Raw genomic sequence first — 15,337 nt, 5'->3', positions numbered from 1 at the left:
ACGATCCGCCCGTTGGCCGTCCGGTGCGGCGGAGGACGACGGGTCCCGCACCGCACGCCCGCGAACCGCACCGCGCCCAAGTCCCGCACCCACAGCCCCATGACGGCAATGACGGCATCCGCCCCTGCGCGTGCGCCCCCGCGCGGAGACCAACCCGGCACTCCCCGCCCTCCGGAGCCCAGGCGGTCCCGCCAGGCCGGCTCCGCCCGCCGGCCCGCCCGGCCTCCCGGAGCCCCGTAGTGCCGCCCCGCCGCGAGAGCCGGTGCCCGGTCGCGTCGTCCCGAGCGAGCGGCCGGACGAGCGAGCGGCCGGGTGGCGGGCGCGGCGGTGGCCCTCGGGGGGCGCGGGGTGGGTCATCTCACCCCTGGCGGTCAAGGGGCGTACACAGGTCCACAGCGGCCTCGCAGATATGCCCGGAAACCCCTCAGGAGGGGACCGGAGCCCCCATATTCCGGGGGTTCCGGGGACCTGACTCCTCCGCTTCCCCCGCCTCACGGGGGCTCCTGCCCGTAGACTCCCCCCTAGTGATACGGCCGGGATCAGCGGCACACTGGCAGCCGTGACCGGACCGGACGGGATCGTGCGGCTGGTCGTCGGCACCGTGGTTATCAGAAGGGAACGTCGTCGTGAGCAGCAGGCCATCCCGAGGCGCTGCTCGTCTCGCCGCCATACTCGATGCGCTGCCCGATGCGTTGCTGCTGGTCAACTGCAACGGCACGGTGGTGAACGCGAACACCATCGCGCTGGAAGCCTTCGAGACCCCCGGCACCGCACTGGTGGGGCGAGGGCTGCTCGATCTGCTGCCCGAGTTCGATTCGAAGCGGATCCCGGGTTCGATGCGCAGGCCGGACGAGGCCGCAGCCGAGCTGCAGGAGCGCCAGCGTCCCACCCGCATGGTGGCCAGGCGCACCGACGGCACCGAGTTCCCCGTCGAGGTCACGAGCGCCAACCTCGAGGACGGCCGCACGCCGTACGCCTCCGCGTTCGAGGCCGCGTTCGCCGACCACGGGCCGGGTTCCGGCAACTCCTACACCGGGGACGAGCTGCTGATGCTCGTCGTCCGCGATCTCACCGGCACCCTCGACACCGAGGCCGAACTCGCCCGTCAGCAGCGCCAGACGGAGATGATCCTGCGCGCCGCGTCCGAGGGTGTCGTGGGCGTGGACACCGAGGGGCGGATCGTCCTGGTCAACCCGGCGGCGGCGCAGATCCTGGGCTACCGGGCCGGCGACCTCGGCGGGAAGGAGCTCCATCCGCTGGTGCTGCACTCGCGTCCGGACGGCAATCCGCTCCCGTACGAGGAGACGACTCTCCACGACACGCTCAGGTCCGGCCGCAAGCACAGGGTGCGGGCCGGGCAGGTGATGTGGGCGAAGAACGGCCAGGCCGTGCCCGTCGACATCACGACGGCCCCCGTGCGCGACGGGGAGCAGCTGGTCGGCGCGGTCGTGACCTTCAGCGACCGCCGGGCCGTCGAGTCGCTGGCCGGACGCCACGACCAGCTGCTGGCCGTCCTGCAGGAGTCGCTGCGCAAGCCGCTCGACCAGCTCCGGGACGAGCTGACGGGGCTGGCCGCCGATCCCGCGGGGCAGCTCTGGCCGGAGGCGAACCAGATCCTGCACCACCTGGCGGCGGGCTACGCGCGTATGACGACGCTCGTGGACAACGTGCTCGCCTACCAGCGTCTCGACGCGGGGCAGGAGAAGCTGCACCGCGAGACGATCTCGCTGGACGGGGTGGTGGCGAACGGCGTCGAGGGCGCGGTCGAGCTGATCGGCCCGGGACGCGCGCAGTTCGCCGTCCACGCCCCGCCGATAGAGGCCGAAGTCGACGGCGGGCAGCTCGCGACGGCGCTGGCCCACCTGATCGCCGACGTGGCGGGCGTCGACGCGACCGGCAACGCCCCGGCGGCGACGGCGGGCATGGACTCGACCATCGTGGTCGCGGCGGCGCAGCGCGGAGACGTCGTCCGGATCGAGGTGCGCGGCCCGTACAGCGGCGGCAATCCCGTGCACGAGCCGATCGTGCGGGGGATCGTGCGGCGGCACGGCGGCGTGCTGCAGACGCATGAGGTGCCGGGCTCGGGAGGCAACGCGTACGTGCTGGAGGTGCCGGTCTCCGCGGAGAGCGGCACGGGCCAGGACGCCGCCGCCGGTTCCGGGGAGGGCAGCACCAACGGCGCCGGCTCCCGGTCCCGCGAGGGGCGGGAGAACGAGACGACCGTGATGCCGGTGCCCGCGCAGCCCGTGCGCGGTTCCGAGGGCGCGACGGCGGGGGCGCAGGCCCCCGCGGCAGGTGCCTGGACGGGGACGGGGGACGTCTCCGGCAGCGCACCCGCTGCCGGAATCCCCAGCCAGTTCCAGGCGCAGCAGGCGCAGGAGGAGTCGCAGGGGCAGAACGGGCAGCCGCCCACAGGCAGGCGGCGCGGACGTCCGAGCCCGGCCGAGGCGGCGCAGCAGGAGCAGCCGCAAGGCGACACGGGTCCGGAAGCCGGAGCCGTTCCGGCCCAGCAGGGCGGTGCGGCACGGCCGCGGCGTGCGCTCGCGGCTCCCGCGGGCGGCGCTACGGACGGTGCGGGCGTACAGCCCGTCCCCGCGGAGGGGCAGCCCCTCCAGCCCGGTGCGCAGGTCGCGCAGCCGGAGGCCCAGGCTCAGCCGGGTACGGGACGGCGTGCCCGCCGTCCGGTGCAGGTTCCGCCCGGGCAGCAGCCGGACGCCGCCCCCGCCCAGGCCGGTGCCGAAGCCGCGGACGGCGGTGCGAAACCGGCCGGTTCCGGGGGGACTTCCGGCGGCCGGAGAGCGCGGCGGCTCGCGCGTGCCCAGGCGCAGGGGCGCGGCCAGGCAGGTGCGGAAGCGGGCGCGCAGGGCCAGGACGTGGCCGTCGTGCAGAACGGGCAGCAGCCCGCGCAGACGGAGGGTGAAGCGGCCCCGCAGGGCGTGCAGTTCGCCGCGCCTCCGGGGCAGCCGCAGCCCGGTTACGCGCAGAGTGCGGACCAGGGGCAGACGCCGCCCCCCGCACCGAACGCCCAGGTTCCGGACCCGGCGGGAGCGAACGGCGCGGCGCCGAACGCGGCCGCCGGAGCCAACGGTGCCGCCCCCGCCGCCGCGAACGGCATGCAGCAGCCCCAGCCGGTGCAGGAGGAGCAGGCGCCGGAGCCGGAGCCGGAGCCCGAGCCGCAACCCATGGACCTCTCGGTGGTCGCGGCCAGCCCGATCCTCGGGGGCGGCCCGCTGCCGCCGGAGCCGCCGCAGCCGCAGGGCCCGCCGATGCCCGGTGCGGCCGGCTTCCCCGACGGCGGGCAGTCGCCGTACGAGACGGGCCACCACCAGGTGCGGACGCTCGGGCAGGGCGTGCCCTTCACCTACGGCGGCGGCGACCACACGGGCGCTTATTCCTTCGGTCCGACTGGTCCCGCTCCGACGGCGACGTCGGCGCCGCCGACTGCCATACCGACCACCCCGTCGACTCCCGGGTCCGGCAGGCGCCGCAAGCTCGCCGCTCCCCCGCAGCCGGGAGCACCGCAGCAGGGAGCACCGCAGCAGCCGGGCGCGTCACCGCCGAACGCACCGCAGCCGGGGGCGCCGCAGCCGAACGCACCGCAGCCGGGCGGTCAGCCCGGTGCGCAGCAGCCGGCTGGACGGCCCGCGGCGCAGGGCCGGGCAGGGATGCAGGCCCAGGCGGCTCCCGCCGCGCCGCCTCCTGCCCGCGAGTTCACGATCGAGGCGCCTGCCGCGGGCGCGGCCGAGGGGCCCGAACCGCTGGACGGCCCGAACAGTCCCGTGGAGATGAGCGACGGCCGGGGCGTGCCCGTTCCGCCGCAGCCCGCCGACGACGAGCTGCCGCCGGAGCCGCTGGACAATCCGCGCCGTCTGCTGGTGTGGCCCGAACCGGACCCGTCGACCCAGCAGGCGCTGTCCGGGCGCGGCTACCGTCCCGTTCTCGTGCACTCGCGCGAGGAGGTGGACGCGCAGATCTCGTCCTATCCGGCCGCGCTGTTCGTCGACCCGCTCACCGGGCCGATCACGCGTACGGCTCTGCAGTCCCTCCGTACCGCTGCGGTGGCCGCCGAGGTGCCGGTGCTCGTCACGGCGGGGCTCGGGCAGGCGACGCGGGAGGCCGCGTACGGCGCCGACCCCGCGGTGCTGCTGAAGGCGCTCGCCCCGCGCGACAGCGAGCAGCATCCGCCGCGGGTGATGCTGATCGAGGAGCGGCCCGCCGTCGCGGGTGCTCTCGCGTCGTCCCTGGAGCGGCGCGGCATCCAGGTCGCCCATGCCTCGACGGACACGGACGCGGTGGGCATCGCCGGGCAGGTGCGGCCCAACCTGGTCGTGACGGACCTGATGCAGGTGCATCAGCGGCGTGCCGGTCTCATCGACTGGCTCCGGTCCAACGGGCTGCTCAGCCGCACGCCGTTCGTCGTCTACACGTCGGCCGGCATGCACCCGGCCGAGCTGCCGCGACTGGCGACGGGGGAGACGGTGCTCTTCCTCGCCGAGCGTGCGACGAGCGACCAGGTCCAGACCCGGATCGTCGACCTGCTGTCGCAGATCGGCACTCGCTGAGCACGGCCGGCTGACCGCCGGTCTCCGCGCGTTGACCCGCCGTCACCAGGCGTACGACGCGCGGCGTCCCGCCAGTCCGGGCAGCACCCGACCGGACGTACGCGCCTCCGGGGCGGGCGCGTGTGCCGGTCCCCGAGGACCCGAAGAGGGGCCGGACGCCTGCGCGTCCGGCCCCTCCCCCGTCGTGCCCCACCCGCGAGCCGGCCCCGCGACGGGAACCGGCGGGACGCGTCAGAGCCTGGTGACGTCCAGCTCTCCCGCGGCGTACTGCCCGCGAAGCACCTTCTTGTCGAACTTCCCGACGCTGGTCTTGGGCACCGCCGGGATGATGGTCCACCGCTCGGGGACCTGCCAGCGCGCGATGCGCTCGGCCAGGAAGGCCCGCAGCTCGTCGTAGCCGACGTCGCCCGCGTCCTCCTTGAGGACGACCGTCGCCAGCGGGCGCTCGCCCCACTTCTCGTCCGGCACCGCGACCACGGCGGCCTCGGCGACCGCTTCGTGCGCCATCAGCGCGTTCTCCAGCTCGACCGAGGAGATCCACTCGCCGCCGGACTTGATGACGTCCTTGGCGCGGTCCGTGAGCGTCAGGTACCCGTCGGGGGTGATCACTCCGACGTCCCCCGTGCGCAGCCAGCCGTCCGGGCTGAACTTGTCCTCCGGCTTCAGCGGCTCCTCCGTCGCTCCGCCGTAGTACGCGGCGGCGATCCACGGGCCCCGTACCTCGAGTTCACCCGGCGACTCCCCGTCCCACGGAGCGAAGGTGCCGTCCGGCGCCGCGAGCCGGGCCTCCACGGAGGCGGGGAAGCGGCCCTGACTGATGCGGTACGGCCACTCCTCCTCGGGGCTGAGCCCGGCGGGCGGGTGGGCGAAGCTGCCCAGCGGCGAGGTCTCCGTCATGCCCCAGGCGTGGCAGACGCGGACGCCGTGCTCCTCTTCGAACGCGCGCATCATGGCGGGCGGGCAGGCGGAGCCGCCGATGGTCACGGAGCGCAGACACGATATGTCGCGCGGCTTCTCCGCGAGTTCGGCCAGCAGCCCCTGCCAGATGGTGGGGACCGCCGCCGCGTGCGTGGGACGCTCGGCGTCGATCATCTCGGCGAGCGGCCCCGGCTGCAGGAAGCGGTCGGGCAGCAGCATGTTCACGCCGGTCATGAAGGTCGCGTGCGGCAGCCCCCAGGCGTTGACGTGGAACATCGGGACGACGGGCAGCGTGGTGTCCGCGTCGGTCAGCCCCATGGACTGGGCCATGTTGACCTGCATGCTGTGCAGGTACATCGAGCGGTGGGAGAAGAGCACGCCCTTGGGGTCGCCGGTCGTCCCGGACGTGTAGCACATGGCGGCGGCCCGGCGTTCGTCCAGCTCGGGCCAGTCGTAGACGGTGGGACGACCCCGCAGCAGCGACTCGTAGTCGTGCACGGCGGGGCGGCAGCCCTCCAGGACGGACGTGTCGCCGGCGCCGACGACCACGACGTGCTCCACCGTCTCCAGCCTCGGCAGCAGCGGGGCGAGCAGCGGCAGGAGCGAACCGTCGACGAGGATCACCCGGTCCGCCGCGTGGCCCACGATCCAGACGAGCTGGTCGCTGGGCAGCCGCAGGTTGAGGGTGTGCAGCACGGACCCCATGGAGGGTATGGCGAAGTACGCCTCGACATGCTCGGCGTTGTTCCACATGAGGGTCGCGACCCGGTCGTCCTCGACGACCCCGAGCTCGTCCCGCAGGGCGTGCGCGAGCTGGGCGGCGCGTTCGCCGGTCTCCCCGAAGGTCTGCCGGCGCGGCTCGCCCTCGCCCGTCCACGTGGTGATCCGGGACGCCGCGTGGACGGTGGAACCGTGACGCAGGATGCGCGAAACGAGCAGTGGTACGTCCTGCATGGTGCTCAGCATCGGGGGAGCCTCCCGTAGGGCCGTTACGCATGGGTAATCGTGGCGCTGATTGTGCGTGCGTACCGACTGGTATGTCACTACCGCGTCCACATTTTCGGCTCCTGGGGCGGGCGCGGGCGGCCCGGCGGGAGAGACCGACGGGCGAGGCGGCGGGCTCCTCGTCAGGCCGCGGCGAGTTCGCCGTCCCGGCCCGCGGTTCCGGCCACGGCCAGCGTCCCCGCCCCGGACGCCGTACCGTCGCCGGGCAGCGGAGCGTCCCCGTCCCCGGGCCCGCCGAGCACGTCGGCCGCGAGCTGCGGGTCCTCCCGGAGTTTCACCAGGGCCCGCGAGACCGCGCTCTTGACCGTGCCGACGGAGACCCCGAGGACCTCCGCGGTCCGCACCTCGCTCAGGTCCTCGTAGTACCGCAGCACGACCATGGCGCGCTGCCGGGCGGGCAGCCTGAGGACGGCCTTCCACATCGCGTCCCGCACGGCCTGGGCCTCGGCGGGGTCGGGCCCCTCGTCCGGCGCCGGCTCCGGAAGCTCGTCGCAGGCGAACTCGTCGACCCGGCGCTTGCGCCACTGCGACGTGCGGGTGTTGAGGAGCGCCCTCCGCACGTAGCCGTCGAGCGCGCGGTGGTCCTCGATGCGCTCCCAGGCGAGATAGGTCTTCGTGAGGGCCGTCTGCAGCAGGTCTTCCGCGTCGCACGGATTGGCGGTGAGCGAGCGGGCGGTGCGCAGCAGCACCGGACCGCGCGCCCGCACGTACGACGTGAACGTCAGCGGCGTTCCCGTCGAAGAGGCGTTCCCGGCAGGCCGGACAGTCCCAGGCGAGGTCATGGCTCAACGCTAGGAGCGGACGGCCGCGCACGGATCGACCGGAGGTCGCGAAGGTACCTCCCCCTATGGGCGGAGAGGTGCGGACGGCCACACCTCCGTAGGGTGGACACGGTCCTCCGCAGGACTAAGGGTGACTCAGGGGCGCGTGTACGGGCCCGGCGTCCGCCGGGGGCGTACGGGACGCGAGTGGCTGCCGGGCCGGTGGCGGGGCCGCCTGTGCCCGGCCGCGGCCTCACTTCACGACGGCCACCGGGGCGTCGACGAGGTTGCGGTCGATGTTCAGCCGGTAACCGCCGTACGTCCGCGACACGTTCCCGTCGTACTGGTGGATGCGCCTGTGCGGCTTCCACGCGTGCCTGGCGATGTACCTGTCGTTGTTCAGGGACGGCTGGACCCGCCACCGCGCGAACCACAGCATCTCCGGCAGGTTCTTCCTGCCCGCCTTGCGCGCGCCCTCCATGTGCTCGATGCCTGAGTTGCTGCTGCTGTAGAAGCCGGGGAAGTAACCCGCCTTGCGCACGGCCCTGTTCCAGCCCTGGATGAAGCGGAGCGTCGTGAGCGCGCAGGCGGTGTTGGAGTTGTCGTAGGCCTCCATGTCGAGGTAGATCGCGCTGCGCTTGCCCATCCCGAGCTTCCTGGCCTGGCGTACGGCGTCGCGTCCCTCGCTGCCGCCCTGCGCGACGGGGTTCCGCCGCGACATGGTGAACGCCCGCTTGTTGCTCGCGCGGACGCAGTACGACTGGGAGCCGACATAGAGGGGCAGCAGCTTCCAGCCGGTCGCGTCGGCTCTGCGCACCCAGCCGGCGTCGAGGTGGGGCTGGTTGGTGCAGGCGCGGGCCCGTCCGCCGATGTAGACGCCCACGGCCTTGAACGGGGAGGCCCCGTACCAGGCGCGCATCACGGCTGACGACGGTGTGCGGCACGTGTCGAAGGCCTGGCCCCGGAAGATCTTCGCGCCCTGCGCGCGGGGGTCGCCGCCGGTGAGGTGCCGGCTGCTGCCCGAAGACGGCCCGGCGGAACGGCCGTCGGCCACCGCCGGAGCGAGGTCCGCTCCGAGGAGCGCGGCGAAGGCCGCGAACGTAACGAGGACTGTGCGGGAGAAGCGCTTCGTGTGCCACATGAAGGTGAGTGAAAGCGCTGCGCACGGCCGGTCCGTCGAGGCTCGCCATGTCCTGATGCTGTTTCAACCGTCTGGTCCGTTGATATGGCGATCGGGACCGGGACGTGCTCCGGCCACGCCCGCACCCCGGCACGAGTCCAGGCGAGAGGCGGGCCAGGTGGAGGGGGTCTCAGCGAGGGTCCGGCTGCAGACAGCGGCGGCCCAGGGGCTTGAGTTTGGCCTGGTCGACGTAGCCGACGACCTTGCTCCCGGCGACATGGCCGTAGTCGCGGTAGCGGTACGGGGAGGACGCCGGGGGGTCGTCGAGGCCGAAGAGGTCGTCGGCCCGTACGTCGCCGATGTCGTTGTGCTCGCCGTCGAGGATGTCGCCGTCCTCGAGGACGCGGTAGACGCGCGTCGGACGGCAGGAGCCGCCGCTCGGGGCGGAGGCCGTCCCGGGGGCTCCTGCGCGCGAGCGGTCGCCAGGACGCGGCTCGCCGTCTCCGTCCGGCGCGAGCGCCTGGACGCCGAGCACCGCCGCCGCCACGAGCAGTACCGCGGCGCCCGCGGCCGGGGCCGACCTGCGGAACGCGGCACGGGACCGGGCGCGCGGGTCGTCGTCCCCTCCGCTGCCGTCTCGTCCGCTGCCGTCCCGTCCGCCGTCCGTCTCCGCGGGCTCCGGGGCGGTGTCCGGGTGGGGCGCCTCAGCCGTGCCGGCGTTCCGGAGGGCCTCGTCCGCTGCGCCGCCCGCCCGCGACGCGGCCTCCGCACGCTCCCGCAGGCGGAAGAGGTGCTGCCGCTGCTGCTCCGGGACGCCCGCGATGCCGCACAGCTCGGCGAAGGTGCCCGCGGGGACGACCTCCTGGCCGTTCAGGTAGCGGGAGACGGGCGACTTCGTCAGATGCAGCGCCGCCGCGAGCTCACGCTGGTTCAGCTCCGTCCGCTCCAGATACACCTGGCGGAGCGCTTCCGTGAACTGCGCGACCGGCTCGGGCAGTTCGGGCGACAGCGGTTTCAACGGACGTCTGCCTCGCGCGGACACGTCCCTCACTCTCCCTAAGTCCCTTTCTCCTCTCCCTCTCCGCTGGTCGGAGGGCGGAGCGCGGGAGGGACGTCCCTCACCGGGCGAAGGCCCTGGCAACCGCGAGAACGGGACCGAAGAATCAACTCGAAGCGCAGCCCGGGCACTTGGCCGCATCACGCACCTCGGTGCGTCCCCGGGATCCGGAGGCATGCTCTCACGCGGCGAGCAGCCGGAGGGGCCGAAAGCCCCGGCCCGTACGGGAGCGCTCCACCAGTCAGACGCGACCGCGTCCGCGGTACGCGATCCCCCGGAAGAAGGAGAGACGACCGTGCAAAGGAAGCTGCCCCTCGCCGTCTCGGCTGCCGTGCTCACCGCGCTGGCCACGGCGCTGACCCTGCTGCCCCAGTCGGCGCAGGCCGCGGTGAACCGCTACCAGATCCAGCCCGACTCGCCCAAGCCGGCGGCATGCGACAACCACGGCACCATTCCCGCCGGCACCTGGCTGCAGAACAAGCCGTGCGGCTACTTCATCGGCACAGCGATGGCCGGCTCCGCCTTCGACGTGCACGAGACCACGCCCAGCGACTACCACTACGGGCGCAACTACGGCGCCAACAACCTCTGCGCCTGGATCCCGCCCGCCGCCCTCAGCGGCTCCCCCTCCGGCTCCGCCGACCCGTCGTGCGGCGCGGAGACGCGTGAGCGGATCAGCCACCGCAAGTCCTTCGGGCTCGACTTCAACGCCGGGGCCCACGACGCCACCGACGGGAGTCCGATCTCCGTCGACCCGGCCTGCGCGGGCGGGGCGTACTACAACTACTACAACAAGAGCGACTACAGCGACGGTGCGCTGCGCGACCCCGCCGGTACTCCGTCGGGCGAAGTCAGCTACCGCTTCACGACGAGGGGTTCGAACCCGGCCATGGTCGTGCGGGACACCAACCTCGGGTGGGTCTTCATGGACCGCGACTGCGTCACCGACTGGCGCGGCCTGTCCTTCAGCAACGAGGACGACTGAGCCTCCCCGCCGTCCCCGCGGCCCGGGACGGACACGGGCCGCGGACGGTCGCCGCGCCGTGACGCGGAAGGGGCGCCGGTCCTCGACCGGCGCCCCTTCGTGTGCTGCGCGGCGCTGTGCTGCGCCTGCGTTCGTCCGCGGCTGCTACTTCACCGCGCCCGCCGTCAGTCCGGCGACGATGCGGCGCTGGAAGAACAGCACCAGGATCACCAGCGGAATGGTCACCAGTACGCCCGCGGCCATCTGGCTGCCGTGCGGCTCCACGAACTGGGCGGCGCCGGTGAACTTCGAGACGGCGACCGGAGCTGTCTGCATGGACTGCTTGTTGGTCATCGACACCGCGATCAGGAACTCGTTCCAGGCCATCACGAACGTGAGGATCGCCGTGGTGAAGAGGCCCGGCGCCGCCAACGGAAGGATCACCTTGCGGAACGCCTGGCCGCGGGTGCAGCCGTCGACCCTCGCCGACTCCTCGAGCTGCGTGGGCATCTGCCGGAAGAAGGCCGTGAGGTTCCACACCGCCAGTGGCAGCGCGAAGGACATGCTCGGGACGACCATGGCCTGGTAGGTGTTGATCCATCCCATGCCGACGAAGAGCTTCAGCAGCGGGATCGTGATCGAGACGACCGGGAACATCGAGGTGGCGATGATGCCGGTCAGCACCAGCCGCTTGAAGCGGAATTCGAGACGTGCCAGGGCGTAGGCCGTGGCGATGCCCACGATCAGCGCCAGCACCGTGGTCGTGCCCGCGACGATGAAGCTGTTCGCCAAAGACCGCAGGAATCCCTGCGAAGGGTCCAGCACACCGGCGTAGTTGGTGAACGACGGGTCGGACGGCCACAGGGTGGTCTCGAAGATGTCCTCCGGGGCCCGCAGGCTGGAGGCGATCATCCAGTAGAACGGGGCGAGGCACCACGCGGCGACGGCGAGCACGCCGGAGGTCCGAAGCGCTGTGAGCCACGGGCTGCCGGCGGTCTTCGCCGGGGCGGTGCGGCCCGGCGGCGGTGCGGAGACCGGCTCCGCCTCGGTGGCCGGGGCTTCCGTCGTTCCGGTGGGGGTCGTGCTTGTCATGCCGTCGCCTCCTTCTGACGGCTCCGGCCGCCGCCGGCCTGACGGCGCGGGGACTTGCGTCCGCCCTTCTTTCCGCCCGGCTCGTCCCGGCCGCCGAGCAGGTCCGCGCCGAGGAGCTTGATGAATGTGAATGCGATGAGGAACACGTACAGGAAGAGCAGCACCGAGTACGCGGACGCCGGCCCGAACCGGACGTTGGACGCCTCGTCCTGCGCCAGCATCGACAGCGTCTCGACGGACTCCTTGCCCGCGCCGATCAGGATGTACGGCAGGTCGAACATCCGCAGCGCGTCCAGCAGCCGGAAGAGCACGGCGACCAGCAGCGCCGGCTTGACCAGCGGCAGCGTGATGTTCCAGAACCGCCGGACGGGGCCGGCCCCGTCGACGCGCGCCGCCTCGTACACCTCCTGGGAGATGATCTGGAGCCCCGCCAGCACCAGCAGTCCCACGAACGGCGCCGTCTTCCAGACCTCCGCGATGATGACCGCCGCCTGTGACTGGAAGCCTTCCGTCGTCCACAGCACCTTGGTGCCGAGCATGGTGTTGGCGATGCCCTCGCTGTCGAAGATCCAGCGCCACAGCAGTGCGGAGATCGCCGTGGGAATGGCCCACGGCACCAGGATGCTCGCGCGCACCCAAGCCCGTCCGCGCATCGCCTGATGCATGATCAACGCCATCGCCAGGCCGATGACCGTCTCCAGGAGCACCGAAGTGACGGTCAGGAACGAGGTGTTCCAGAAGGCGTTCCAGAAGCGGCCGCCCGCGCCGGTGAAGATCGACGCGAAGTTGTCCAGCCCGACGAACGGCTCGCCGCCCTCGACGAAGCCCGTCCTGGGGTCGACGCCCGGGACGGTGAACATGGACGAGTAGACCGCCGCCAGCACGGGATAGACGATGACCAGCCCGAGCACGATCAGCGTCGGCGAGATGAGGAGCGTGGCCATCCGCCCCTCCGCTTGCTGTTGCGACCGCGCGGTCGCGGGCCCGGTACTCCCGCGCCTCAGAGCTATCGACATTGGTGGTGTCTTCCTTTCTCGGCCGGCGTCTGCGACGCGGAAGCCGCTCGGCGCGGCGGCGCGATACCGGTGCGGGCTGCCGTGCCCGGAGGTCCGCAGGCAGCCGGGCCGGTCACTGGGGGCAGGTCCGTCCGGCGGCGGTAGCGCAGTTCGGTCGGGTCACGGGGTCAGGGCGCGGAGCTTCTTCTGCAGGCTGCGGAGCGCCTCCGACGAGCTCTTCTTTCCGGTCAGCGCGGCGTAGGCGGCGTCCTGGATGGCGGTGGTGGCGTCGCCGTACTGCACCACGCGGGGCCGCGGCTCGGCGTGCAGAATCGACTTCTTCAGCACCGGCAGCCAGGGGAACTTGCGCCGCATCTCCGGGTCGTCGTAGAGGTCGGTGTAGACGGGGGCCAGGGAGCCGTCGTTGAGGTTCCGCCGCGAGTTCTGCTTGGAGGTCATGTAGCGCATGAAGTCCAGCGCTGTGGCCTTGTTGCGCGCCGAGGAGGACAGCGCCAGGTTGTGACCGCCGAGGGACGAGACGCCGGGGCCGTCCTGCCCGGGTATGGGGGCGACGCCGAACTTCCCCGCCACCTCGTTGTTCTTGCCCTTGTTGCTCGACACTCCGTACATCGAGGGCCACTGGCGGATGAAGAGCGTCTTGCCCTTCTCGAAGGCCCGCCGGCCCGGCTCCTCCATGTACGTGATCGCTTCCTTGGACATCGTGCCGTCGCGGAACCCCTCGACCAGGCTGTCCAGCCCCCGCTTGGCCTCGGGGGTGTTCACCGTGGGGTTCCCCTTGTCGTCGGTGATGCGGCCGCCCGCGGAGTGCACCGCCTCGGAGAAGTTGACCGTCAGACCCTCGTACTTCTCGAACTGGCCCGCGTAGCACGACATCTTCGACTGGCCCTTCAGGACCTTGCGGCAGACCTCCTGCATCTCGCTCCAGGTCTCCGGCGGCTCGTCGATGCCCGCCTTGTCCAGCAGGTCCTTGCGGTAGTAGAGCAGGGCCCCGTCGGAGGCGTACGGCATGGCGAAGTACTTGCCGCGGTACCTCACGGTGCCGTTGATGGGGTCCAGCGTCTTGTCGTACGGGAACGACTTCCGCGGGATCTCGTCGATCCAGCGGTTCGCGGCGAACTCGGCGGTCCACACGGCGTCGAGGGAGAGCACCGTGAAGGTGTCCGACTTGAGCTGGGCGTTCTGGATCATCTGCTGGCGCTGCGCGTTGGCGTCCTCGGGCAGCTCGATGAAGGTCGCCTTCTCGTCGGGGTGCGTCTCGTTCCAGCGCTTGATCAGCTTCGGCACGACCCCTGAGACGTCCTTGCCCGCCGCGTACGTGATCGGGCCCCGTTCCGTCGCGTCGGCACCGCTCTCGACCTTCTTCGCACCGAGACCGCAGCCGCTGACGAGGGTGAGTGCGGCAAGGACGGCAGTGCTCGGCAGCAGTCGTCGCGGTATGGCACTCACATGATCTCCTCTTGCCTGTGGCCTGGTCCGGGCTGTTGTGATTCGCTGTGCTCCGCGATGCCGCCCCGGCGGCCGGGACAGCCGTCCGGTCCCCGGCGGTTGGGAAACAGCGACGTTAAATCGAGTGAGCAGGAGGATGTTGCCCCTGGCGCGTCCGTGTCAAGGCCTCGCTCAGGATCCGGGACGAGGCGTGCGCGCAGCCCGCTCGAAAAGTCGTTGACACCTCGAGTAACACCAGGTGATGCTCAGCTAGCACGAGTTACCTGGAGGGGGTCCATGCCGTCGTCGCGCGTCACCCAGGCCGATGTGGCACGCCACGCGGGCGTCTCACGCACGACGGTCTCGTTCGTGCTCTCGGGCCGCGAGGACATCCGCATCTCCGTCGAAGCGCGGCAGCGGATCCTCGGCGCGGCGGAGGAACTGGGATACCGCCCGAACCTCACGGCGCAGAGCCTGCGCACCCGCAAGACGTTCACCATCGGGCTCGTGTCAGACGTCGTGGCGAGCGGCAACTACGCGGGCGGACTCATCCAGGGCGCCCTCGAAGCGGCCCTCGAGCGGGATCACCTGCTGTACGTCGCGGAGACGGGCGACGTCCCCGAGGTCGAGCAGCGGCTCCTCCGCGGCATGATCGACCGCCAGGTCGACGGGATGATCCACGCGTCGATGTCGACCCGGGGCCGCCGGCCCGCCCACCACTCGCCGGAACACCCCACGGTGCTGCTCAACCACCTCGACCAATCGGGCGAGTTGGCCTGCGTCGTACCGGATGAGGAGAAAGCGGGCGCGGAGGCCCTCGGCATGCTCCTGGAGGCCGGTCACCGGGAGGGCGTCCACGTCGTCGGCGGACACCACCGCACGGAGGCGGCACCGGACGGCGTGCACGCCGGACGCGAACGGATGCGCGGCATCGCACGTGCCGCGGCCGCGGCCGGGGTACGGCTCGCGGGCGTCGCCGAATGCGACTGGTCGACGCCCGAGGGCGGCTATCGCGCCGTGCGCACGCTGCTCGGCGGGACGGCGGCGCCGAAGGCCCTCGTCTGCTGCAACGACCGGTTGGCGTTCGGCGCGTACCAGGCCCTGGCGGAGAGCGGCCTGCGTGTCCCGGAGGACGTCTCCGTGATCTCCTTCGACGACTCCGAACTGGCGTCCTGGCTGCGGCCGGGGCTCACCTCCGTCGCCATCCCCCACCGCGAACTGGGACGGGCAGCGGTGTCGTTACTGTTGTCGGACGACCTGACGCCGACGATCCACCGGATTCCCATGCCCGTCCACCGCAGGGGCTCCATCGCACCGCCGCGATGACCCCGGCCGCACCGCGACGCCGGCCCCCGGCACCGCGCACCGGCCGCAGCCGCCCCGCCGCGTCCGGCCGCGGACGTACCGCGGGACCGGT

Annotated in this window: 9 protein-coding genes and 1 pseudogene; 3 read left to right on the top strand and 7 right to left on the bottom strand. The window is 72.3% G+C overall.

The features are described from left to right. Positions 1-626 precede the first annotated feature (626 nt). Positions 627-4,562: a PAS domain-containing protein gene (locus IEY56_RS27055; protein ID WP_189039915.1), complete on the top strand. Its 3,936-nt coding sequence runs from the start codon at positions 627-629 to the stop codon at positions 4,560-4,562. Positions 4,563-4,793: 231 nt separating this feature from the next. Here the strand turns inward: IEY56_RS27055 and IEY56_RS27050 are convergent, their stop codons facing one another. From IEY56_RS27050 to IEY56_RS27035, 4 genes and pseudogenes are all read right to left on the bottom strand, one after another. After that, positions 4,794-6,446 carry a long-chain fatty acid--CoA ligase gene (locus IEY56_RS27050; protein WP_189039914.1) on the bottom strand — a complete coding sequence of 551 codons (1,653 nt, stop codon included), beginning with the start codon at positions 6,444-6,446 and terminating at the stop codon, positions 4,794-4,796. Between the two features lie 284 nt (positions 6,447-6,730). Further along, positions 6,731-7,267 (bottom strand): annotated as a pseudogene (locus IEY56_RS27045) (SigE family RNA polymerase sigma factor); the annotation flags it as partial. 232 nt (positions 7,268-7,499) lie between these two features. Then, positions 7,500-8,387 (bottom strand): DUF1906 domain-containing protein, encoded by an 888-nt coding sequence (locus IEY56_RS27040; protein WP_189039912.1) that lies wholly within the window; start codon positions 8,385-8,387, stop codon positions 7,500-7,502. 169 nt (positions 8,388-8,556) lie between these two features. Next, positions 8,557-9,408 (bottom strand): helix-turn-helix domain-containing protein, encoded by an 852-nt coding sequence (locus IEY56_RS27035; RefSeq protein WP_189039911.1) that lies wholly within the window; start codon positions 9,406-9,408, stop codon positions 8,557-8,559. 310 nt (positions 9,409-9,718) lie between these two features. On the opposite strand from IEY56_RS27035, the gene IEY56_RS27030 reads away from it, so the two are divergent. After that, positions 9,719-10,408, top strand: coding sequence for a hypothetical protein (locus IEY56_RS27030; protein ID WP_189039910.1), 690 nt, complete (start codon positions 9,719-9,721; stop codon positions 10,406-10,408). Positions 10,409-10,552: 144 nt separating this feature from the next. Here IEY56_RS27030 and IEY56_RS27025 read toward each other — a convergent pair whose 3' ends face one another. The 3 genes from IEY56_RS27025 to IEY56_RS27015 form a co-directional block, all read right to left on the bottom strand. Beyond that, complete coding sequence (locus IEY56_RS27025; RefSeq protein ID WP_189039909.1) at positions 10,553-11,479, bottom strand: carbohydrate ABC transporter permease; 927 nt, start codon at positions 11,477-11,479, stop codon at positions 10,553-10,555. Next, positions 11,476-12,423 carry a carbohydrate ABC transporter permease gene (locus IEY56_RS27020; RefSeq protein ID WP_229712243.1) on the bottom strand — a complete coding sequence of 316 codons (948 nt, stop codon included), beginning with the start codon at positions 12,421-12,423 and terminating at the stop codon, positions 11,476-11,478. The genes IEY56_RS27025 and IEY56_RS27020 overlap by 4 nt, the downstream gene beginning before the upstream one ends. Before the next feature lie 231 nt (positions 12,424-12,654). Continuing rightward, positions 12,655-13,941: an ABC transporter substrate-binding protein gene (locus IEY56_RS27015; protein ID WP_229712242.1), complete on the bottom strand. Its 1,287-nt coding sequence runs from the start codon at positions 13,939-13,941 to the stop codon at positions 12,655-12,657. Positions 13,942-14,217: 276 nt separating this feature from the next. Here IEY56_RS27015 and IEY56_RS27010 point away from each other — a divergent pair, with 276 nt between their 5' ends. Beyond that, positions 14,218-15,246: a LacI family DNA-binding transcriptional regulator gene (locus IEY56_RS27010; protein WP_189039907.1), complete on the top strand. Its 1,029-nt coding sequence runs from the start codon at positions 14,218-14,220 to the stop codon at positions 15,244-15,246. Positions 15,247-15,337 lie beyond the last annotated feature (91 nt).

The organism is Streptomyces daqingensis (genome assembly GCF_014645895.1).
GTDB classification, from domain to species: Bacteria; Actinomycetota; Actinomycetes; order Streptomycetales; family Streptomycetaceae; genus Streptomyces; species Streptomyces daqingensis.
Note: the sequence above shows the minus strand (reverse complement) of the source record. Positions and strands in the feature narration are given on the sequence as shown.